The following is a 19,041-nucleotide window of genomic DNA, read 5'->3' as shown; positions in this document are numbered from 1 at the left end:
CGCTGTGTTCAGGCGTAGTCGTATGGCCCGCCTTTTTGTAAGGCTACCTGGTAGGCCGGCAGGGCATGAACCTTTTGCACCCAGGCGGTAATGTTAGGGTAATCGCTGCTCTGACTACCGCGGTTAAGAGCGGCCTCCAGAGGGAATATCAACTGAAAATCGGCACCGGTCATCTGCTCTCCTGCGAACCACGGGTTGCTGCCCAGATGCTGCTCAATGTATCGCAGATTATTCAGAACATTAGGACCGACATAGCTTTGCATGACTTTATCGGCGATGCCGCGGGCAATGGGTTTGATGAAAAATGGCATTGGCGCGGTTTTGATTTTATTAAAAATCAGTGACATCACCATCAGTGGCATTAATGACCCTTCGGCATAGTGCAGCCAGTATAGGTATTGCCAGTACGCCGCAGAGCCTTCTTCGGGCAAAAAACGTTCTTTGCCATAAGTACGGATTAAGTACTCGATAATCAGCCCGGACTCGGCAATGGTCTGATCGCCGTCGGTAATTACCGGGGATTTACCCAGCGGATGGATGGCTTTCAGACTGGCGGGCGCCAGGGATGTTTTGGCATCGCGTTCATAACGTTTGATGTCGTAGTCAACGCCCAGCTCTTCAAGCAGCCAGATAATACGTTGCGAGCGTGAATTATTCAGATGGTGCAGAGTGATCATAAAAGCCTCTGGGATGGATGAGATAAGAGGCCAAGGATGCAGGTAAAACGGTGAACTGCGCAGAGCCATTTGTGCCAGCGCAGACTTTTCTCCGGGAGTATTCCGGCATTGATCCGGATATTTTTATAAAAGACTCCGGCCACAACCACACGAGCAGAGGTCGCGGCCGGAAAAGATCAGAATTTAAATTCGCTGATCTGACTGCGGATCGTGGTGGTTATATTATCCAGATCGGTACTGGAGTTCTGGATCATGGCGGTGGCATCAAGAATACCATCCGACAGATCTTTAACGTGGGTAATGTTGCGGCTGATTTCGGTGGTTACGCTGCTTTGTTCTTCTGCGGCGGTGGCAATCTGCGCGCTCATTTCTTCCATCTGATCAATCAGGGCGGACACTTCGTCCATCAGGCGCGCGGTACCTTCCACTTTTTCCAGACTGTCGTTGGTGCCTTCCTGTGATGTACTCATGGCATGCTGGGCACTGCTGACGCATTGCTGCAGTGACTGAATTTTATTGCGGATTTCTTCTGTACTCTGAGCGGTACGGGAAGCCAGCGTGCGCACTTCATCGGCAACCACGGCAAAGCCACGCCCCTGCTCACCAGCCCGTGCTGCTTCAATGGCTGCGTTCAGCGCCAGCAGGTTGGTCTGCTCGGCGATGGTCTGAATGACATCCAGCACCGCCCCGATACCTTCGCTTTCCTGTGCCAGCTGCTCCATACCGGCAATAGACTGGCTCATATTTTCCTGTAACTGATAGATGGTGGTGCGTGCGGTATTGGACATTTCGTGGCTTTCTTTTACCCGCTCACGGGTATTGCGCATATTTTCCGCGGCCAGTTCGGCGTGGCTTGCCACTTCACCGACAGAGGCGCTGACTTCGGTAGTGGCGGTTGCTGCAGAATTCACTTCTTCATTCTGCTGCATCACCTGGTTGGCGGTGGAGTTACTGGATGTTTTCAGCTGTTCTGAATGATGAGTCAGGATATCGGCGGTTTGCTGCATTTCACCAAAAAATGATTGCAGCTGACGGAACAGCTGATTCAGCGCCTGGCCCAGCTGAACGAATTCGGCAGCACCTTTTTCGCTGAAGCTTGCGTTCAGTTCGCGCCGTTCTGCAACCTGACGAATACGGTCTATTACATTCACAATCGGCGCGGTGACCCGGTTACCCAGCCAGATCCCGACTATCGACATGATTACCGCCATCACCAGTACCAATATGACGCTGTTACGGATAAGTGTCTGCGCCATCTGGCTTACACCGGCATAGGCTTCATCGCGATCAATCTCGCTGATCAGCGCCCAGCGGGTACCGACAAAGTCGATATAGGTATAGGCCGAGAGTACGGGAACATCACGATAGTCGTTGATGGTCTGCACACCGTTTTCACCCTGTAGCGCTTTTTTGACCGATGGCGTCTCCAGTGGCTGCAGGCCAATGGAAGAATTACGCTGGTCAATTTCATTCAGCAGCGTTTTGGATAAGCCGGCCTGCTGCAGAGCCTGCAGATAACCGGCTTTATCTTCGATTAAAAAACGGCTCTGGCTGCGTGGTGTCATATCCTGACCGACCAGATAACTTTCGCCGGATTGGCCAAAACCCACTTCGGTCCAGCGGTTGTCATTGGTCATAATGCCGTTAATTTTATCGACCGGCATCTGAAAGATCAGTACCCCGCTGCGCTGGCCGTCGGTAAAGATAGGAGTGGCAATAAAAGATGCCGGTGCGTTATATGACGGCATATACGTGGTGAAATCACTGAAGGCAACTTCTCCTGCGGACAGGCTCATAGCTTTATTGAAGACGTCAGCAATGCCGCTGTCTTTATAGGGGCCGGTGCGCAGCGAGGTGGCGAAATCCAGCTCTTTAAAGACCGAGTAAATAATATGCCCGCTGTCAGCATCGGCGATAAAAACATCGTAATAGCCAAAGCGCTGCTGAAACTGGTACAGATAAGGATGAATAGTGCGGTGCAGCTCATCGTATTCAGTACCATTGTTGAGCGCGATCAGTTCGGCTTTGGCGCCCAGCGGGTGACTGTTGCCGCTGATATAGGCACTTTGCAGATAACGGGCATTATCACCCAGCTGGGAATATAGCTGCTGTTGCGGCGCATTCTGGCCGTCGTTCAGTCTTGCAAAGGTGGCGTTGAAATCGTTGGCGTAGTAGTTTTTTAACGGCTGTTCATCGAGTGCTTCGCCGTACTGCAGCGGGTAATCGAAGAACGCGGTTTTCAGCAGCACGGCAGATTGCTGGATCAGTGGGCTGCTGCTTAAGGTAATCAGCTGGGATTCAAGAGTTGCCAGATAGCGTTCGATGCTGGCTTTATTCAGGTCACGGCGGCTGATTAATGCCTGAACAACCTGTTGGTCAGCACCTTCCCTGGCGGTGGTTACGGAAGTCTCACTGCCAATGAAGGCTGTCAGAATAACGGCGCAGAGGGTGCTGGCAACAATCGTCAGTACCAATTGATGTTTTACATTCATTAACAGGATCCATATTCAGGCTTTGCTATAAAGCGTAGAATAAACCGCAGTATTTTTCGGGGAATATCCTGATAATCTCACGCCATTCTGTGGTGATTTAGTATTAAAACCGGAGTAACACAATGGAACGAACCGAACGCGATTTTTACGCACGTGATAAAGAAGATCAGGAAGCCTTCCTGAGCCAGACCTGGTGTAACAACTGTATGGAAGCCGATCTGGGTATGGTTGAGCCGGTAGAATTTGAGCAGGAAGGAGTGATCTTTATCGAAGGCAAGTGCGCCAAGTGCGGCGAGCCTGTTACCACCGAGATCGCTGATGACAGCACTGATGGTGAATGGGACGACGAGTAACCGTTCGGCTGCGGGAGCCTGATGCAGGCTCCCGGGCATTAGGCTGCCGCGCTGAACAGCGGTTTGAACCGTTCAGTTGTCGCGGTTGATATAACGTAAAATCTCCACCACCTGCAGCGGTGTTTCACAGACTGCCATTGCCGCAGCGTCTACTTCTTTCAGCGGATGAGTCAGGGCCGGATCGTGTTGCACAATCAGCGACTTACCCAGCGCCGCGGCGTAGCCTGCATCAAAGGCCGCATTCCACTGCTTGTACTGATCACCAAAACGCACCACCACAATATCGGCATCGGCAATCAGCTTGCGGGTACGCAGTGCATTGATCTTGGCGGCTTTGTGATCTTTCCAGAAAGCTTTCTCTTCGGCGCCCAGAATCTGGTCGCCACAGTCGTCGCTGGCGCCATGGTTGGTATTTGGCCCGGTCAGTTCAACGTCCAGCCCGGCATCAGCAACACCGCGGGCAATGTCAGCGCGCCAGTCCGTATGAATTTCGCCGGATAAATACACGGTCAGTTTCATGGTATGAATTCCTGTTATTGGTGGGTGTTCGCAGCCGTTTGGTTGACAGCTGCAGCATCGGCCTTGGCCCAGCGGGTGTACAGCATGCTGCTGAGGAACAGTACGATGCACAGGCTGGCGGCCGTGAATGAGCCAAGGCCAACCAACACGGCAAAGCTCAGAATCGACATATAGGACAGCCAGGCCGCGGCTTTGTGTGAGCGCTTGATCAGGCCGGGAATAAACAGCAGGAAAGGCAGCACTTTAATCAGCCACCAGAGTACGCCAACGGCGTAATTGGCAGTGCCTTCACTGCCAGCCGGAGCGTTGCTCAGTGTGCCGTACAGTAACACCAGCAGAACCGCCAGATAGCTGGCCAGCATGATGCGGTATGCATTCAGGGTTTTCATCAATTGGCCTCCGCCAGTGCTTTGGCCAGGGTGGCAATACGTTGCCCCTGCGCCTGACAGAGCTGGCTTTCGGCCTGACTCAGTTCGTTATTGTTATCGGCTCCGGCCCAGTGGCTGGCACCGTAAGGTGTACCGCCGCTCTGGGTATTGAGCAGGGCGGCTTCGCTATAGGGAATGCCGGCGAATACCATGCCGTGGTGCAGCAGTGGCAGCGCCATACTCAGCAGGGTGCTTTCCTGGCCACCGTGCAGTGACGAGCTGGAGGTAAACACCCCGGCTGGTTTGTTGATCAGTGCGCCGGTCAGCCACAACGGGCTGGTGCCATCGAGAAAGAACTTCAGCGGTGCGGCCATATTGCCAAAGCGCGTCGGGCTGCCAAGCAGCAGGCCGGCGCAGTGTTTCAGATCATCGGCGCTGCAGTATACGGCACCGCTGTCCGGCACTGCCGGCAGGCTGGCATCGGTATCGGCCGACACTTCCGGCACGGTGCGCAGTCTGGCTTCCATACCGCTGACTTTTTCGATACCGCGCGCCATCTGCTGCGCCATGCGCTCCGTTTTGCCATGGCGGCTGTAATACAGCACCAGAACGTAAGGCTGGGCCATTACAGAATCTCCAGAACCTGTTGTGGCGGACGGCCGATACGCGCCTGTGATCCTTTGATCACAATCGGGCGTTCAATCAGTTTCGGGTGCGCGCACATGGCGGCAATGATGTCATCATCGCTCAGCTGCAGATTGTCGAGGCCGGCTTCTTTGTATTCGGCTTCTTTTGTGCGCAGCAGATCACGGGCGCCGATGCCCAGTTTGCTCAGTACGCTTTTCAGTTCGGCGGCAGAGGGCACATTCTTCAGATATTCGATCACCTCGGGTTCAATGCCCTGTTCCTGCAGCAGGGCCAGGGTTTCGCGGGATTTGGAACAGCGAGGATTGTGGTAGATCTGTATTTCGCTCATGCTTTGCGTGTCCTGTGTCGTTGTCCGGAATTACCGGCAGCGGATGATGTCTGGCGGCCGTGAACAGCCTGTCGGGCAATTTTGTCTCACGGACTGAATGGCCGGTATCTTAACAAAGGATGCCCGCGCAGAGGAAAAGCTTGCGTAAAAAGCCGGTATTTTTGTTTCCGGCTGCACTCAGACGAACGGAAAATTGCATATGACAGTCAGCGGACAGGAAGCGGCAGCAATTCTTACCCCGATGCGGCGTTTCTGGCGGCGGTTACGCCTGACCGGCCAGATTTTATGGCAGACACTGAAGCGCTTCGAAGGCGAAGAGCGGCGCCGTGATGCTGCTGCGTTAACCTATACCACGCTGTTTGCACTGGTGCCGGTGATCACCGTGACCTACGCCATCCTCAGTGCTATTCCGGAACTGCAAAGCTGGGGCGATCAGGCCCACGGCGAGCTTCTGGCTTATGTTATGCCGGAGGGCAGCGAAACCATTTCGGCCTATTTAGTACAGTTCAGCCAGCAGGCGCGCAAGCTGACCTGGGTTGGTGTTGCCTTTCTGTTTGTAACGGCTTTTATGTTGTTGCGTACCATTGAGATGCAGTTCAACCGCATCTGGAATGTCGACAAGCCGCGTTCCGGTCTGCAGACCTTTTTCCGTTACTGGGCGGTACTCAGTCTTGGCCCGCTGTTGTTCGGGGCTGCCTTTGCTGCCAGCTCGCTGCTGGCGGCGATGCCTTTGTGGCAGGACGCCGGCGCGTTAACCGGCCAGATTGCCTTACCCGTCAGGCTGCTGCCCTGGCTTTTAAGCAGCGGTGCTATCTGTGCGCTGTATATGCTGGTGCCTAACTGCCGGGTGCCGTGGCGTAATGCCTTACTGGCGGCGGTACTGGTGGCTACGGTATTTGAAGCCGGTAAGTTTCTGTTTGCCAAGGCGGTGGGGTTATTTCCGTCATACCAGTTGATTTACGGCGCCTTTGCCGCGGTGCCGCTGTTTCTGCTGTGGATCTATCTGGCCTGGATGCTGTTATTGCTGGGCGCCGAACTGAGCTACAGCCTGAGCCATGTACGCAGCCAGAAACGCCGTTTGCCGTTATTGTGGCAGCGTCTGTTGTTATTGCAGACGCTGTGGCAGGCACAGCAATCCGGTCAGCTGCCGGATGAAGCACGCCTGTGCCGGCTGGCCCGTGATCTGCCGGCGGCCGATGTCGGGCGTCTGCTGCAGGAGTTTCAGCAGCAGGGCTGGGCGACTCAGACGCAGGATCAGCAATGGGTATGGATCGCCGATCTGAATGGTCTGAGTCTGGCGTCTTTTTTCCGTACACTGACTCTGCAGCAATTGCAGCAGCCGTTACCCGATAACATCAGTGGGCCGGCGTTCGGTGCTCTGCAAAACTGGCAGCAACAGTGGCTTGAACAGCGCAGCACCCTGCTCGATATGCGATTAAGCGAATTGTTGCCTGCTGCGACGACTGCTGCTGAGGAAGTGCACGGACCGGCCTGAAAAGTCGCATCTGTGCCTGCCCTTGGGTAAAATCCGCGCACTTTTATAGCAGGCAGCAGGATGGAATGATGAAAAACGCTCTAACGGATCAGGCTCCGGATATTGCCGCACCTTCGGTTGCCCTGAAGGTGCATCCATGGCGTTCGGCTCTGTACGAAGAGCTGCACAACCGTCCTTCACCCATCATCGAAGGCAACTGTCATGTTGCTCATTTCACCGTTCTGCTGAACGATAACCGCGAAGACCTGCACGCTCATGTGGTCGATCTTTGCCGCCGTTTCAGCGTGCCGGCGCCAGCACCGGAATCGTCCTGCCTGTATCAGGATTTCGGTGGTTTTGAGCTGCGCTGGGAGCGTCACCTTGAGTTTGCCAACTTCACCTTTATCTGTCCCGATGTGGAGCCTTTCTCTGCCGATGCCCTGAGCTTTGTGCCCAAAGACTGGCTGGCTGCTATGCCCGGCGAGCTGGTGGTGGCGGTGAATCTGGCGCTGGTCGACAGCTTGCCTGATGATAAACAGATCCAGCGCTGGTTCGAAGGGCAGCGGGTTTCCGGCGCCTGGGTGGCCGATGATAAAGCCCAGGTGTGGACAGCCTTTAAGCTGCACTCTGATGGTTTTGGCCGCATTGTGGTGTGTAATAAAGGTGCTGAAACCACCACTCAGCAACTGACACCGTATCAGACCGGGCGGTTGGTGCAGCGCTTATTCGAACTGGAAACCTACCGTCTGATGTCGCTGATTGCGCTGCCGATTGCGCGTCAGATGGGCGGCGAATTAAGCCGTATCGAAGACAATCTGGCGACACTGAATCAGAGCATTTCCGATATTGATGCCGGCAAAGACGAGCGTGTACTGCTGCAGGAATTATCGCAGCTGGCGGCCGAAGTGGAACGTCATCGCTCCAATACCAACTTCCGCTTTTCGGCAGCCGTGGCTTACCACGATCTGGTGCGTGACCGCCTGCGCCAGCTGAAAGAAAGCCCGATTGACGGGATGCAGAGTTTGCGCGAGTTCCTTGAACGGCGTCTGACGCCGGGTATTAAAACCTGTAACTCGGTGCGTGACCGGTTGGAAGATTTATCACGCCGCATCAACCGTACCACCAGTCTGTTGCGTACCCGTGTTGACCTGTCGATTCAGGAACAGAATCAGCATTTACTGTCTTCCATGAACCGCCGCAGCCAGCTGCAGCTGCGCCTGCAGCAAACCGTGGAAGGCTTGTCGGTCGTCGCCATCGGTTACTACATACTGGCGTTGCTCGGCATTGCTTTTACCGCCCTGAAAGCCGCGGGTCTGAATATCAACAGCGATCTGTTGAAAGGCATTGCCTTGCCCTTGGTGCTGGGGACGGTGTACTGGGGCGTACACCGTCTGCGCCAGCATATTACCCGTCGTGCGCGCGTCCCCGGCGCGGCTCAGGATGCGGATGAGCAAAAGGGAAAGTAGCGGCAAAAAGCTGACGCAAAGCGGCGAGTGCTTGCCGCTTTTATTTATAAATTATTGATTATTAACAGGATTGTTTGTCTGGCCTGGTAATTGCGTATTTCTTCTCAGTCTTTTTGGGAGGATGTCAGGTGGATATCAATAATTCCTCGTCCGGTTATCAGAACCTGCTGGCGATGTTGGGTAAAAGCGTTGCTTCAACAACCGATGCGCTGAATGGCGACAACCGCCAGGCAGCCGAAAGTGATGAGGCGGCAGCGGCCGGTCAGGCCAGATCTGCGGCCCCGGCGGCAAGCCAGATGAATGCCGACAGCAGTGATAAAGTCTCTTTTTCCTACCGCGCAGAAAAACTCAGCCGCATCAGTGCAGAGTTTTTTTCCGGCACTATTAATTCCAGCCAGATTCCGGCACTGACCCAGCGTCTTTACGAAGATGGTTTTTTATCCAATGGCGATTTTCAGGCACTGGGCGGGCAAACACAAAAGGTATCTGCGATTGCTGAGGCTTCCAATTTCCTCAACAGCTTTATTCTGAATGAAGCCGTGGATGGTGACAGCGAAGCTGCCAAATCATTACTCAATGTTGTGGATGTGATTGGCCGCATGGATGAAAGTGCCACGCCAGCGCAGCGCCGTGCCGAAACCGAGGCGTATGAGTACGTTGCCAACTACACTGATCTTCTGAAAGAGGTGGGAGCGCCGGACGATATAGTGGCCGGTTTCGAGAATGTTCTCGACGTTCTGACCGCACTCGATACCGTCCGCAAAAATGAGCAATCGACAGGCGCACTGGCCAGTTATGCCAGTGTTCAGGAAGCATACAATGACCTTTATCCCGATGAAAACTGATGTACGTAAAATCGGCACGGTAGTGGCTGGCTGTTTGTGCAGCTGGGCTGCCGCGGCCAATGGCCTGTATTGGGCTAATGAAGGACCGGCGGCACCGGAAAACGGTGCCGGAACAGAATTTGGCCGCAGCGAGCTGAGCCTGACTCTGCCACTGGAGCATAAAAAGCGCGGTGGCGAGCAGCTGTCGTCCTCTTTTCATCTGGATATGAGTAAATTCCGCTGGACCGGTACGACCGCCTTGCAGAACGATTATTTCTGGATTTCTTTGCCGCTGGAATATCGTCAGAAGCGGGGCAGAAACGCAGAGTTTTTATTACGCGCTGAACCGGGCTTTATGACCGATTTAAATGTGCTCGACAGTGAGAGTATCGGCGTTAATGCCGATATTATTGGTCGCCTGTATCGCCGTGGTGGTTCTTTCTGGCAGTTTGGTATTACTGTTAATCGTGAGTTCGGTGATTTTAATCCGCGTCCGGTGATTGGAATGGCAACCAAAGCAACACGCGACACCGAAGTGTTATTGGGTTTTCCGCAAACCAGAATCCAGACCCGCTGGAGCAACGATTTATCGTCCTATGTGCATTTGCGCCCGGCCGGTGGTGTCTGGGTTGAAGAAGTGAAAGACCAGACCGGAAGTTTTAAAGCGAATTACACTAACTGGAAGCTTGGACTGGGTGGTGAATTTCACTGGCGCGGTGCTTTATGGCTGACAGCAGAGCTGGGCCAGATGCGTCATCGCCGTATTGTGGCAACGGATACGACCGGTGCGCAGGTCAAAGCCACACCAGCCGATGACCGCTACTGGCAGGCCGGTATCGAACTGCGTTATTGAGGCGCCAGATAACACTGAAGTAAAAAGCCCGGATTTCCGGGCTTTTTTGTATCTGGCAGATGGTGGCAGCAGGGAAGATTGATCTGTCAGGCCTGTTTGCAGTGGATGCACTTTATTTTTCTGCAGTGTGCTGGCCACTGGCTTATCGTTGCGTGTCTGTTATCGTCGCGTCTTCACCATTTTATCAGGGCTACGGCTCAGGGAAGACAATGAATAATCATGTACAGAAAAAGGCAGCGGCGTCCTGGCTGAATAAACATGGACGATCGCTACTGGTGGTATTCATCCTGATGCTGTTATTTCTGCATTTTGTTGTGGGTTTTCATCATATACCAACGCACTGGGAAAGTTTCCGGATTAATGTTCTGAATCTGGGCGGCGAAGAATTTTCCGATCTGGATGATGTACCGCAAGCACGTGATGAAAACGATAACGCAGATTCTGTCTGGGCTGAACATTCGGCCTCGGCACAGGATTTTACCGCTGCGGTTGATGCTCCTGAGGTCCGTTACCCATTCGATATCAATAAAATCACTGATCCGGAACGTAAAGCTAAAGAGCTTAAGGCAATACAGGCGCAACATTTTGAACAGCTTGAAATTGCGGATGATTACCCGATTGATGAAAATGCCCAGAGCGGACTGATTCGTCTGACTGAGGGGTTACTGCTGGATGTCATCCGTGAACAGGGCTTAACCATCCGGCTGGGAACCTGCTACAACAACCCACAGACCGATGGTAACTACCGCTGCATCAGCTGTATGGTTTTACTGTATGACGATACGATTAACCGCTATCAGGAAGCGCCGGAAGGCATTAACTTTATGAAGCCCGCTTACGATTTTTGCCGGCCTTCAGAGGGAGCGTTATGGCAGGCAAGGGATCTGACCATGAGTATTCCCTACGACTATGCATTGTTTAAACGCTACAGCGTGAAAGATAAAGAGCGGCTATAACGCCGCTCTTTTTTATGTACTGATGAATGCCAGTGCCACGGCTGTCAGTATAGAAAAGTGCCACAGCTGTCGGTTTAGAAAAGTGCCACAGCTGTCAGTTTCGAAAAGTGCCGCAGCTTTCAGCGCAGAAACAATGCTGCGGAATCGTCGTTAAAATAAAAGGTATTCAGTAACCACTTATCTTTTGGCTTGTAAAAAATAAAGTGCCAGGTCATCAGGTGGCGTTCAAATTTTTGCAAAAATATATATTTAACCAGCGTGTCACCGATCAGCTCTTTGGATACAAAGTCGTAGCCTAAGGATTTGCCATAGTGTTGATCCATTACCGGTAACTGCGAACTGACATTATTCATCTGCGCGTTAAATTCTGCTTCCGAAAACATGACATAAGGTTTTAACAGGGCCAGGCCTTTGAGCATGGCGTTATTGCCGACATCGCTCATGACCGCTTCCGCCAGTTCTTTGGTTTTTTCTATTGATGCCAGCGATCTGGCTTCAGCGAAAGCCTGCAGTGGCAGCAATGCTGCAAGGAGAAACAGGATTCTTATCATGGTGGAGGTCTCTGCTGGAATATTGGCCCGGAAATACGCCGGGAAGCGCTGCAGAGGAAATCGTCAGAACGAAGCGACGGAACAGCGGCATGAGATCCGCTATCCGGAGGGGCTGCTGCATTCCTTTGCCTGAGGGAGGCTAATGCAGGCAGGCTTCAGGCACAATCGTCAGTATTGGACGCCGGAGGTATCTGGCCCGAAAGGACAGAAATTTGGTGTCCTTTCGGGGTACCGGCAGGTTTATTCCTTATCGGTCGGTTTGTCTGTAACGTCAGAAGCGTTATTCATTGCCGCTGTTGTCGCTTTCGGCTGTTTGTTTTTCTGTTGCTTGGCCCAGCGGATCATCCACTCCTGCAATACATCCAGCGGCAGCGCCCCCTGACTGAGCAGGGCGGAATGGAAGGCGGCAAGATCAAAGCGGCTGCCAAGAATGTCCTTTACCTGCTGGCGAATCGACAGGATACGTAATTCGCCCATTTTGTAAGACGTAGCCTGACCCGGCATCACCAGATAGCGGTTAACGGCCGCTTCGCTGTCGGCGCGGGAGAATGGGGTGTTTTCCAGACGGAAATTAATCGCCTGTTCGCGGCTCCAGCCTTTGGCGTGTAAACCGGTATCCAGCACCAGACGCATGGCGCGCCACAGTTCCATAACCAGGCGGCCGTATTCTTCTTCTGCCGATTCGTAAGCGCCCATTTCGGCGGCCAGTTTTTCGGCATATAAAGCCCAGCCTTCGCTGAAGGCGCTGTAACTCAGATTACGGCGGAAATCCGGCAGCTGTTCATTTTCCTGGGTCAGGGCAATCTGCATATGGTGACCTGGCAGGGCTTCATGGAAGGCCAGTGCGGCCAGACGGTAGCGCGGCAGATCGTTCATACGTGCCGGATTGACGTAGTAAATACCGGGACGTGTGCCGTCCATCGACGGTGACTCATAGAAAGCGATAGGGGCATTGCTCTGGCGATAGTCTTCCACCGCTTTAACCACGATCGGGCTGACCGGCAGGCGGGTAAAAAAGTAGGGCAGGCGCTCGGCCATCTGCCGCACTTTATTTTTCTGGTAGCCAATAAACTCATCCCGTCCCTGTTGATCATCAGGGAAACGATAACTGCGTTCTTCCATCCACTGAAAAAAGTCGCGTAACTGCTGCTGATTGTTGCTGCCATCGGCTGGTTGGTAACCGAGCGCCGGCATCAGGGCAATGATTTCCTGCTGAATGCGGGTAACTTCGGTCAGCCCCAGCTGGTGAATACGGTCGGCGTCAAACTGACTGTTGGTGTAATGCGTCAACAGCAGCTGGTAATAGCGCAGGCCATCGCTCAGGTTGAGTGCGGCCTGATGCTGCGGTGCGCGTTGCTTCTGCTCGCGCACCAGCGCCAGCATATTGCGGTAGGCCGGTAATACATCCTGCAGCAGTGCTGAACGGGCTTTGCGTTCCAGTAATTTACGGCTGGACGGGTACAGGTCCAGCTGGTCGAGCTTGCTGTTAAAGTCGGCCCACAGTGGTGAGACGTCCGGGCCGTTATCAAACGGAATGCCTTTGATAATGGCTTCCATGCTGCTCTCGACGGCCGGGTAAACAAAAGCCGGCGGAATGATGCCGTCTTCTTCCGCGGCGCGGATATTCTCACTCCAGCGTTTAAACAGTGCAGGAATGGTTTTCATCCGGCTGATGTAATCATGGGCTTCAGGAACGCTGCTGATCGGGTGGTTATTAATTAACACATCCACCACCAGTGTATGCCAGCCACCCATCTGGCTGAAGGCATAGCGGTGCTGCTCAAACGGCACCATTAACAGGCTGAATTCCAGATCGGATAACAGGGTGCGGTAGCTGGCCTGATGGTCGGCTGACAGTGCTTCTTCGTCGATAGCGTGCAGGCGGCTGCGCAGATCCTGATAGAACGCGACCTGCTGTTCCCGTGCTTCGGGAGAAATATCGTCCCAGTCAAACTGACCGCTGATACCCAGCTGGCTGCGCAGCACCGGGCTTTGTTCCAGTGCAAACTGGTAGTATTCATTAAACAGTTCATCGGCTGCAGCATTGGCCTGTTGCTGCTGTTCCTGGCTGTAGACCTGTACCTGAACCGGTGATCCTGATTTTGGCAGCATGGCCTGACAACCAGCGAGGATGAGCAGACAGGAAAGAGTAGCGGGACGGAGTAGCGAATTCATAAATACTGGCTTCTGACTCTGAAAAATGGCGCGGCCGAGTGTAACAGCCACAAGGGCAGGGGTTAAAGGGCGGGGCCTGAGGCGAGTGTCAGAAGAACCACTTTATTCACAGCATAGGGAGTGCCCTGTGCGCCGTGTTACTCTAACGCCGTATTTCAGAAAGGAGTAACCCATGCGCTGGTTGGTATTGTTAACAGGTTTGCTGGTGTCGCCACTTTGGGCGCTGGATGCTTTTCCGCAGGCGGGTGTGCTGGAAGACAAAACACAGGATGTCAGTAATTACCGTCTGGTTATTTCAGGACTGAAGCGCAATCAGGCCACCACCTATGGTGAGCATGAACGGCGCCTGCAAGGCTCTCTCTGGCGCCGGGTCTGGGCGGTGGAAGACCGGGTGCCGCTGGATACCGTGATTAATCATTACACACAGCAGCTGAGTGACAGCCGGGTGATTTATCAGTGTCGTGCCCTGGATTGCGGCAGTAATCCATTCTGGGCCAATGAAATATTTCATAACGCCCGTCTGGGCGGACGTGAACAGAATCAGTTTTATAGGGTGGCGCTGAAAGAGCAGGAAGGACGCAAAGAAAAGACACTCTACGTTCTTTATATTATCGAGCGTGGCTCAAAGCAGGTGATGGTGAATCTGGATGTGCTGACCACCACTGATGCGGTACAGGAACAGGCCGATATGAACGTGCTGATCCAGCAGGCTTTGGTCAGCAGTCATGGCTGGCTGCCGGGGCTGGTGGCCGATAATGGCCGTATTGATGAGCAACAGAGCAGCGCGCTGATTGCCTATCTGAAAAATCTTACCCCGGGGATGAAACGCCGTTTATATCTGCTGGTCCATTGTTACGACGCCAGCCATATGAGTGACAATATTCAGTGTTCGCAGCGTCTGGCCAAGCAGCTGCGGCTGGCAACCTTTGACGGTCAGTATGAACTGAATATTGATGGTCATGGCGCACTGACGCCGGCGCCGGATAACAGTCTGCAGCCGGCTTTACGTTTTATATTCTGGCCAGGGAGATAAGCATGAAAAAAACAGTGGCACTGGCACTGGGCAGTGGTGCGGCACGGGGCTACACCCATATCGGTGTGATCGATGCGCTGGAAGCGCGCGGTTATGACATCGTGATGGTTTCCGGCTGCTCGATGGGAGCCGTGGTCGGTGGTTTTTATTGCGCCGGTCAGCTGGATGTTTACCGCGACTGGGTGTGTGGTCTGAAATATCTGGATGTACTGAAACTGGTGGATCTGAGTCTGTTATCCGGTGGTGTTATCCGTGGCGACCGGGTGTTTAACATCATCAGCGAAATGCTTAACGGCCGTAATATTGAAGACCTGCCGATTCCCTTTACGGCGGTCGCCACCGATCTGACCAATAAAAAAGAAATCTGGTTTCAGCGTGGTTCGCTGCAGGATGCGGTGCGGGCATCGGCGGCTATTCCCAGTCTGCTGACGCCGGTGGCGAACAATGGCCGTATGCTGGTGGATGGCGCGGTGCTGAACCCGCTGCCGATTACCCCCTGTGTGTCCGCCCATGCTGACTTCATTATTGCCGTGGATCTGAACGCTGAAGTGCCGGTACCGCAGGAGCTGGCACACGACCCCGAGAGTGAGCGCAAAGAAAAGCAGGACTGGTTTAACACGCTGGTGGATAAGGCCAGTCAGTGGTTTGAAAACAAAAGCAATGCACGTAAAGAAGCAAATGACAGCCTCGGCAAACTGGATATTCTGAGTCAGGTGTTTGAGGTGATGTCAGCATCGCTGACCCAGTACAAAATTGCCGGTTACCCGCCGGATCTGCTGATCAAAATCCCGCTGAACTGCTGTGAGGTGTACGAGTTTTACCGCGCCGAAGAAATGATCGCGCTGGGACGGCATATTGCCGATCAGGCGCTGGATGCGTTCGAGGCTGGTAACAGCAGCCTGTATGGCCAGCGTATGGGCTAGGAATCGTACGGTGGAAAGATGCCCTGAGCCTTCAAAATAGGTAAACTAGCGCACTTTCTGCCCGATTCATCTCACAGAGCTTTTCTTTTATGGATTTACAGCATCACGCCGAATGTGCCGTTGATGAACTTAACACCCTGCAGGATGTGATCCGCTGGTCGGTCAGCCGTATGTCAGAGGCTGGTATTTACTATGGTCACGGCACGGATAATCCCTGGGATGAAGCTTTGTTACTGGTTACCCACGCCCTGCATCTGCCGTGGAATCTGGCCAACGAATGGCGCAACGCGCAGCTGACCCGGACAGAGCGTCAGGCGGCGATTGAGCTGATTCTTACCCGTATTGAACAGCGCGTACCGGCCCCTTACTTAACCGGCGTGGCCTGGTTCTGCAATCTGCCGTTTGTGGTGGATGAGCGGGTGCTTATTCCACGTTCGCCGATCGGCCAGATGATTGATCAGGGCTTTGCGCCCTGGTGGCAGGGCCATACGCTGGACGGTCAGCCGCAGCCACAGCGCATTATGGATCTGTGCACCGGCAGTGGTTGTATCGGTATCGCGATGGCGAAAAAATTCCCGCAGGCTGAGGTTGAGCTGCTCGATCTGTCGTTCGAAGCGCTGGAAGTGGCCGATGAAAATATTCAGCGTCACCAGCTGGAAGACCGGGTAATGGCGCTGCAGTCGGATCTGTTTGCTGCCGCCAGCGGCAAATACGACCTGATTGTGTCCAATCCGCCCTATGTCGATGCTGATGATATGAGCTGCCTGCCGGAGGAATACCACCACGAACCGGAAATGGCACTGGCCGCCGGCGACGATGGCCTCGATCTGGTGCGCATTATGTTAAAAGAAGCCCGCCAGTATCTGACCGATGATGGTCTGCTGGTGGTGGAAGTCGGTAACAGCTGGCCGGCTCTGGCCGCGGCGTATCCGCAGTTACCTTTTGTCTGGCCGGAGTTTGAACACGGCGGACACGGCGTGTTTGTGCTGCAGGCGCGCGACTTAGATCTACTGAATTAGATTTATTGAATTAATAGACGGCCGCCTGACCGGCCCTGAAATAAGAGACTGATTATGTCCGGAAATACCTTTGGCAAAAGTTTCACCGTTACCACCGCCGGTGAAAGTCATGGCCTGGCGCTGGTGGCTGTCGTTGATGGCTGCCCTCCGGGTATTGAACTGAGCGAAGACGATCTGCAGCTTGATCTTGATCGCCGTAAGCCCGGTACCTCACGCTATACCACCCAGCGTCGTGAAGACGATGTGGTGAAAATTCTGTCCGGCGTGTTTGAAGGCAAAACCACGGGCACACCGATTGGCCTGCTGATCGAGAACACTGACCAGCGTTCGAAAGATTACGCTGACATAGCCAAGACCTTCCGTCCGGCCCACGCCGATTACGCCTACACGCAGAAATACGGTTTCCGTGATTACCGTGGTGGTGGCCGTTCGTCAGCCCGCGAAACCGCAATGCGTGTGGCGGCCGGTGCCATTGCCAAGAAAGTGCTGGCAGCGAAAGGCATTCAGGTGCGTGGTTACTTAAGCCAGCTGGGGCCGATCAAAATCGAACAGTTCGATTGGGATCAGGTGGAGCAGAACCCGTTCTTCAGCCCGGATGCCTCTAAAGTGGCCGAAATGGAAACCTACATGAACGCGCTGCGTAAAGAAGGTAATTCCGTTGGTGCGAAAATCTCTGTGGTGGCGACCGGTCTGTTCCCGGGCCTGGGTGAGCCGATTTTTGATCGTCTGGATGCCGAGCTGGCCCATGCGCTGATGAGCATCAATGCGGTAAAAGGCGTTGAAATTGGCGATGGCTTTGCCTGTGTTGAGCAAAAAGGCACCGAGCACCGTGATGAAATGACGTCGGAAGGCTTCTTAAGCAACCATGCCGGTGGTGTGCTGGGTGGTATTTCCACCGGTCAGGACATCATTGCCCATATCGCGCTGAAACCGACCTCCAGCCTGATCATTCCGGGCCGTTCCATCGATTCTGATGGCAACCCGATTGAAGTCATCACTAAAGGCCGTCATGACCCTTGTGTAGGCATCCGTGCCACGCCGATTGCCGAAGCGATGATGGCGATGGTGCTGTGTGATCATCTGCTGCGTCATCGTGGCCAGAACGCTGATGTGCACTGCACAACACCGGTGATTGCCGCTGAGGCAAAACAGTAAAATGAAGGGCCGGCTCTGCCGGCCCTTTTTTGTATAACCGCATTTCAGGCATGAGGCTGAGCGTTCAACGCCATGATGTCTTCCGCTTTGCCGTTTAAACGGCTCTCTTTCTTTTACGCCCTGTATTTCGCCCTGTTGGGTTGTATCGCGCCTTACTGGGGGTTATTTCTGCAGAACCGCAGTTTTAATCCGGAGCAGATCGGTCAGCTGATGGCCTGCTTTGGTCTGGTACGCATACTGGCACCGAATCTCTGGGCTTACTGGAGCCGTTATTTCCGTACGCCAATGCAGATGGTGCGCTGGGCCGGGATGCTGACCATGCTGTGCTTCTCGCTGATCTGGTGGGCTGACAGCTTTGTCAGCATGGCTGCGGTGATGATTCTGTACGGTTTTTTCTGGGCGGCCATGCTGCCACAGTACGAAGCCATGACATTGCAGCACTGTGGCACGCAGGCTGATATCTATGGCCGTATCCGTATGTGGGGCTCTATTGGTTTTGTGCTGGTGGTGCTGGGCGCTGGTTATTTATTCGAGTGGATTTCCGTTGGCTGGTTGCCGCTGCTGATGCTGAGCCTGATGGCGCTGATCGGTATTAACAGTCTGACTTTGCCTGAACCGGCCGAAGGGCATCCGCAGCCGGCGCCGTCAGGACAATTTTTAAATTTATTAAAATCACGGCCGGTGCAGGTGTTTATTCTGATGAATATTCTGCTGCAGATCAGTCATGGCCCTTATTACACATTTTTCAGTATTTACCTTGAAAATCATGGATATAAACCAGCAGAGATCGGTTTGCTGTGGTCGCTTGGGGTTATTGCCGAGGTTTTTTTATTCTGGAAATTTCACCGATTGGTCAGCTTTTTCAGCTGGCGGACCTGGTGCGTATTAAGTTTATTAATTACAGCGGTACGCTGGACACTGATTGGCAGTCTGGTGGATTTCTGGGGCTGGTTGTTGCTGGCACAGCTGGGACATGCGTTCAGCTTTGCTGCTATGCATGCCGTATCCATGCGTTATATTCAGCATTTATTTCCGCGGCCACTGCAGGGGCGGGCACAGGCAATGTATTCCAGTGTCGGCTTTGGCATCGGCGGTGCGCTCGGCGCCTGGTTAAGTGGCAGCCTGTGGTTGTCTTTGGGTGGCAGTCAGGTCTTTTTTCTGGCTACATTAGCGGCAGTGCTGGGTGCCTGGGTAGCATGGAAGGGCCTGGATAAACAGGATGGCTGA

General features: G+C 53.7%; 19 protein-coding genes. 11 read left to right on the top strand and 8 right to left on the bottom strand.

Annotated features, from left to right (window positions below; all coding sequences use genetic code 11):
- Positions 1–8 precede the first annotated feature (8 nt).
- Complete coding sequence (locus tag HUF19_RS11535) at positions 9–677, bottom strand: glutathione S-transferase family protein (RefSeq protein WP_260996768.1); 669 nt, start codon at positions 675–677, stop codon at positions 9–11.
- A gap of 176 nt (positions 678–853) precedes the next feature.
- On the bottom strand, positions 854–3,169 hold the full coding sequence (locus HUF19_RS11530; RefSeq protein ID WP_260996767.1) for a methyl-accepting chemotaxis protein: 2,316 nt from the start codon (positions 3,167–3,169) through the stop codon (positions 854–856).
- A gap of 122 nt (positions 3,170–3,291) precedes the next feature.
- Here HUF19_RS11530 and HUF19_RS11525 point away from each other — a divergent pair, with 122 nt between their 5' ends.
- The gene (locus tag HUF19_RS11525) at positions 3,292–3,522 is read left to right on the top strand and encodes a hypothetical protein (protein ID WP_260996766.1); all 231 of its coding nucleotides are present in this window, start codon (positions 3,292–3,294) and stop codon (positions 3,520–3,522) included.
- A 72-nt stretch (positions 3,523–3,594) separates the two neighbouring features.
- On the opposite strand, the gene HUF19_RS11520 is transcribed toward HUF19_RS11525, so the two are convergent.
- The 4 genes from HUF19_RS11520 to arsC are packed head-to-tail and all read right to left on the bottom strand — an operon-like array spanning position 3,595 to position 5,385.
- Positions 3,595–4,041 carry a YtoQ family protein gene (locus HUF19_RS11520; RefSeq protein ID WP_260996765.1) on the bottom strand — a complete coding sequence of 149 codons (447 nt, stop codon included), beginning with the start codon at positions 4,039–4,041 and terminating at the stop codon, positions 3,595–3,597.
- 14 nt (positions 4,042–4,055) lie between these two features.
- Positions 4,056–4,430 carry a DUF2069 domain-containing protein gene (locus HUF19_RS11515; protein ID WP_260996764.1) on the bottom strand — a complete coding sequence of 125 codons (375 nt, stop codon included), beginning with the start codon at positions 4,428–4,430 and terminating at the stop codon, positions 4,056–4,058.
- Positions 4,430–5,035: an NAD(P)H:quinone oxidoreductase gene (gene wrbA, locus HUF19_RS11510; protein WP_145470148.1), complete on the bottom strand. Its 606-nt coding sequence runs from the start codon at positions 5,033–5,035 to the stop codon at positions 4,430–4,432. The genes HUF19_RS11515 and wrbA overlap by 1 nt, the downstream gene beginning before the upstream one ends.
- Positions 5,035–5,385 carry an arsenate reductase (glutaredoxin) gene (gene arsC / locus HUF19_RS11505; RefSeq protein WP_260996763.1) on the bottom strand — a complete coding sequence of 117 codons (351 nt, stop codon included), beginning with the start codon at positions 5,383–5,385 and terminating at the stop codon, positions 5,035–5,037. The genes wrbA and arsC overlap by 1 nt, the downstream gene beginning before the upstream one ends.
- A 199-nt stretch (positions 5,386–5,584) precedes the next feature.
- On the opposite strand from arsC, the gene HUF19_RS11500 reads away from it, so the two are divergent.
- The 5 genes from HUF19_RS11500 (at position 5,585) to HUF19_RS11480 (ending at position 10,958) form a co-directional block, all read left to right on the top strand.
- Complete coding sequence (locus HUF19_RS11500) at positions 5,585–6,880, top strand: YihY family inner membrane protein (RefSeq protein WP_260996762.1); 1,296 nt, start codon at positions 5,585–5,587, stop codon at positions 6,878–6,880.
- A 65-nt stretch (positions 6,881–6,945) separates the two neighbouring features.
- On the top strand, positions 6,946–8,325 hold the full coding sequence (locus HUF19_RS11495; RefSeq protein WP_260996761.1) for a DUF3422 family protein: 1,380 nt from the start codon (positions 6,946–6,948) through the stop codon (positions 8,323–8,325).
- Between the two features lie 128 nt (positions 8,326–8,453).
- A complete protein-coding gene (locus HUF19_RS11490) occupies positions 8,454–9,170 on the top strand; it encodes a hypothetical protein (RefSeq protein ID WP_260996760.1) in 717 nt (238 codons plus the stop codon).
- A complete protein-coding gene (locus tag HUF19_RS11485; protein WP_260996759.1) occupies positions 9,145–10,002 on the top strand; it encodes a hypothetical protein in 858 nt (285 codons plus the stop codon). The genes HUF19_RS11490 and HUF19_RS11485 overlap by 26 nt, the downstream gene beginning before the upstream one ends.
- Positions 10,003–10,211: 209 nt before the next feature.
- On the top strand, positions 10,212–10,958 hold the full coding sequence (locus tag HUF19_RS11480) for a hypothetical protein (RefSeq protein ID WP_260996758.1): 747 nt from the start codon (positions 10,212–10,214) through the stop codon (positions 10,956–10,958).
- A gap of 119 nt (positions 10,959–11,077) precedes the next feature.
- Here HUF19_RS11480 and HUF19_RS11475 read toward each other — a convergent pair whose 3' ends face one another.
- Complete coding sequence (locus HUF19_RS11475) at positions 11,078–11,509, bottom strand: hypothetical protein (RefSeq protein ID WP_260996757.1); 432 nt, start codon at positions 11,507–11,509, stop codon at positions 11,078–11,080.
- A 240-nt stretch (positions 11,510–11,749) separates the two neighbouring features.
- Positions 11,750–13,684: a DUF885 domain-containing protein gene (locus HUF19_RS11470; RefSeq protein WP_260996756.1), complete on the bottom strand. Its 1,935-nt coding sequence runs from the start codon at positions 13,682–13,684 to the stop codon at positions 11,750–11,752.
- Positions 13,685–13,856: 172 nt separating this feature from the next.
- Here HUF19_RS11470 and HUF19_RS11465 point away from each other — a divergent pair, with 172 nt between their 5' ends.
- The 5 genes from HUF19_RS11465 (at position 13,857) to HUF19_RS11445 (ending at position 19,041) form a co-directional block, all read left to right on the top strand.
- Complete coding sequence (locus HUF19_RS11465; protein WP_260996755.1) at positions 13,857–14,717, top strand: DUF4892 domain-containing protein; 861 nt, start codon at positions 13,857–13,859, stop codon at positions 14,715–14,717.
- A gap of 2 nt (positions 14,718–14,719) precedes the next feature.
- A complete protein-coding gene (locus tag HUF19_RS11460; protein ID WP_260996754.1) occupies positions 14,720–15,640 on the top strand; it encodes a patatin-like phospholipase family protein in 921 nt (306 codons plus the stop codon).
- Between the two features lie 89 nt (positions 15,641–15,729).
- Complete coding sequence (prmB, locus tag HUF19_RS11455) at positions 15,730–16,659, top strand: 50S ribosomal protein L3 N(5)-glutamine methyltransferase (protein ID WP_260996753.1); 930 nt, start codon at positions 15,730–15,732, stop codon at positions 16,657–16,659.
- A 54-nt stretch (positions 16,660–16,713) separates the two neighbouring features.
- Entirely contained in the window at positions 16,714–17,814 is a 1,101-nt protein-coding gene (aroC, locus tag HUF19_RS11450; RefSeq protein ID WP_260996752.1) for a chorismate synthase, read from the top strand.
- A 72-nt stretch (positions 17,815–17,886) separates the two neighbouring features.
- Positions 17,887–19,041, top strand: a complete 1,155-nt coding sequence (locus tag HUF19_RS11445; RefSeq protein ID WP_260996751.1) for an MFS transporter — start codon at positions 17,887–17,889, stop codon at positions 19,039–19,041.

It is taken from the genome of Thalassolituus hydrocarboniclasticus (genome assembly GCF_025345565.1).
Lineage (GTDB): Bacteria > Pseudomonadota > Gammaproteobacteria > Pseudomonadales > Oceanobacteraceae > Venatoribacter > Venatoribacter hydrocarboniclasticus.
The sequence above is the reverse complement of the archived record's forward strand: the minus strand, read 5'-3'. Positions and strand labels throughout refer to the sequence as shown.

Excerpts from the sequence above, each read along its gene's own strand:
- HUF19_RS11535 (WP_260996768.1), bottom strand. The coding sequence starts at position 677 with ATGATCACTCTGCACCATCTGAATAATTCACGCTCGCAACGTATTATC.
- HUF19_RS11530 (WP_260996767.1), bottom strand. The coding sequence starts at position 3,169 with ATGAATGTAAAACATCAATTGGTACTGACGATTGTTGCCAGCACCCTC.
- HUF19_RS11525 (WP_260996766.1), top strand. The coding sequence starts at position 3,292 with ATGGAACGAACCGAACGCGATTTTTACGCACGTGATAAAGAAGATCAG.
- HUF19_RS11520 (WP_260996765.1), bottom strand. The coding sequence starts at position 4,041 with ATGAAACTGACCGTGTATTTATCCGGCGAAATTCATACGGACTGGCGC.
- HUF19_RS11515 (WP_260996764.1), bottom strand. The coding sequence starts at position 4,430 with ATGAAAACCCTGAATGCATACCGCATCATGCTGGCCAGCTATCTGGCG.
- wrbA (WP_145470148.1), bottom strand. The coding sequence starts at position 5,035 with ATGGCCCAGCCTTACGTTCTGGTGCTGTATTACAGCCGCCATGGCAAA.
- arsC (WP_260996763.1), bottom strand. The coding sequence starts at position 5,385 with ATGAGCGAAATACAGATCTACCACAATCCTCGCTGTTCCAAATCCCGC.
- HUF19_RS11500 (WP_260996762.1), top strand. The coding sequence starts at position 5,585 with ATGACAGTCAGCGGACAGGAAGCGGCAGCAATTCTTACCCCGATGCGG.
- HUF19_RS11495 (WP_260996761.1), top strand. The coding sequence starts at position 6,946 with ATGATGAAAAACGCTCTAACGGATCAGGCTCCGGATATTGCCGCACCT.
- HUF19_RS11485 (WP_260996759.1), top strand. The coding sequence starts at position 9,145 with ATGACCTTTATCCCGATGAAAACTGATGTACGTAAAATCGGCACGGTA.
- HUF19_RS11480 (WP_260996758.1), top strand. The coding sequence starts at position 10,212 with ATGAATAATCATGTACAGAAAAAGGCAGCGGCGTCCTGGCTGAATAAA.
- HUF19_RS11475 (WP_260996757.1), bottom strand. The coding sequence starts at position 11,509 with ATGATAAGAATCCTGTTTCTCCTTGCAGCATTGCTGCCACTGCAGGCT.
- HUF19_RS11470 (WP_260996756.1), bottom strand. The coding sequence starts at position 13,684 with ATGAATTCGCTACTCCGTCCCGCTACTCTTTCCTGTCTGCTCATCCTC.
- HUF19_RS11465 (WP_260996755.1), top strand. The coding sequence starts at position 13,857 with ATGCGCTGGTTGGTATTGTTAACAGGTTTGCTGGTGTCGCCACTTTGG.
- HUF19_RS11460 (WP_260996754.1), top strand. The coding sequence starts at position 14,720 with ATGAAAAAAACAGTGGCACTGGCACTGGGCAGTGGTGCGGCACGGGGC.
- prmB (WP_260996753.1), top strand. The coding sequence starts at position 15,730 with ATGGATTTACAGCATCACGCCGAATGTGCCGTTGATGAACTTAACACC.
- aroC (WP_260996752.1), top strand. The coding sequence starts at position 16,714 with ATGTCCGGAAATACCTTTGGCAAAAGTTTCACCGTTACCACCGCCGGT.
- HUF19_RS11445 (WP_260996751.1), top strand. The coding sequence starts at position 17,887 with ATGATGTCTTCCGCTTTGCCGTTTAAACGGCTCTCTTTCTTTTACGCC.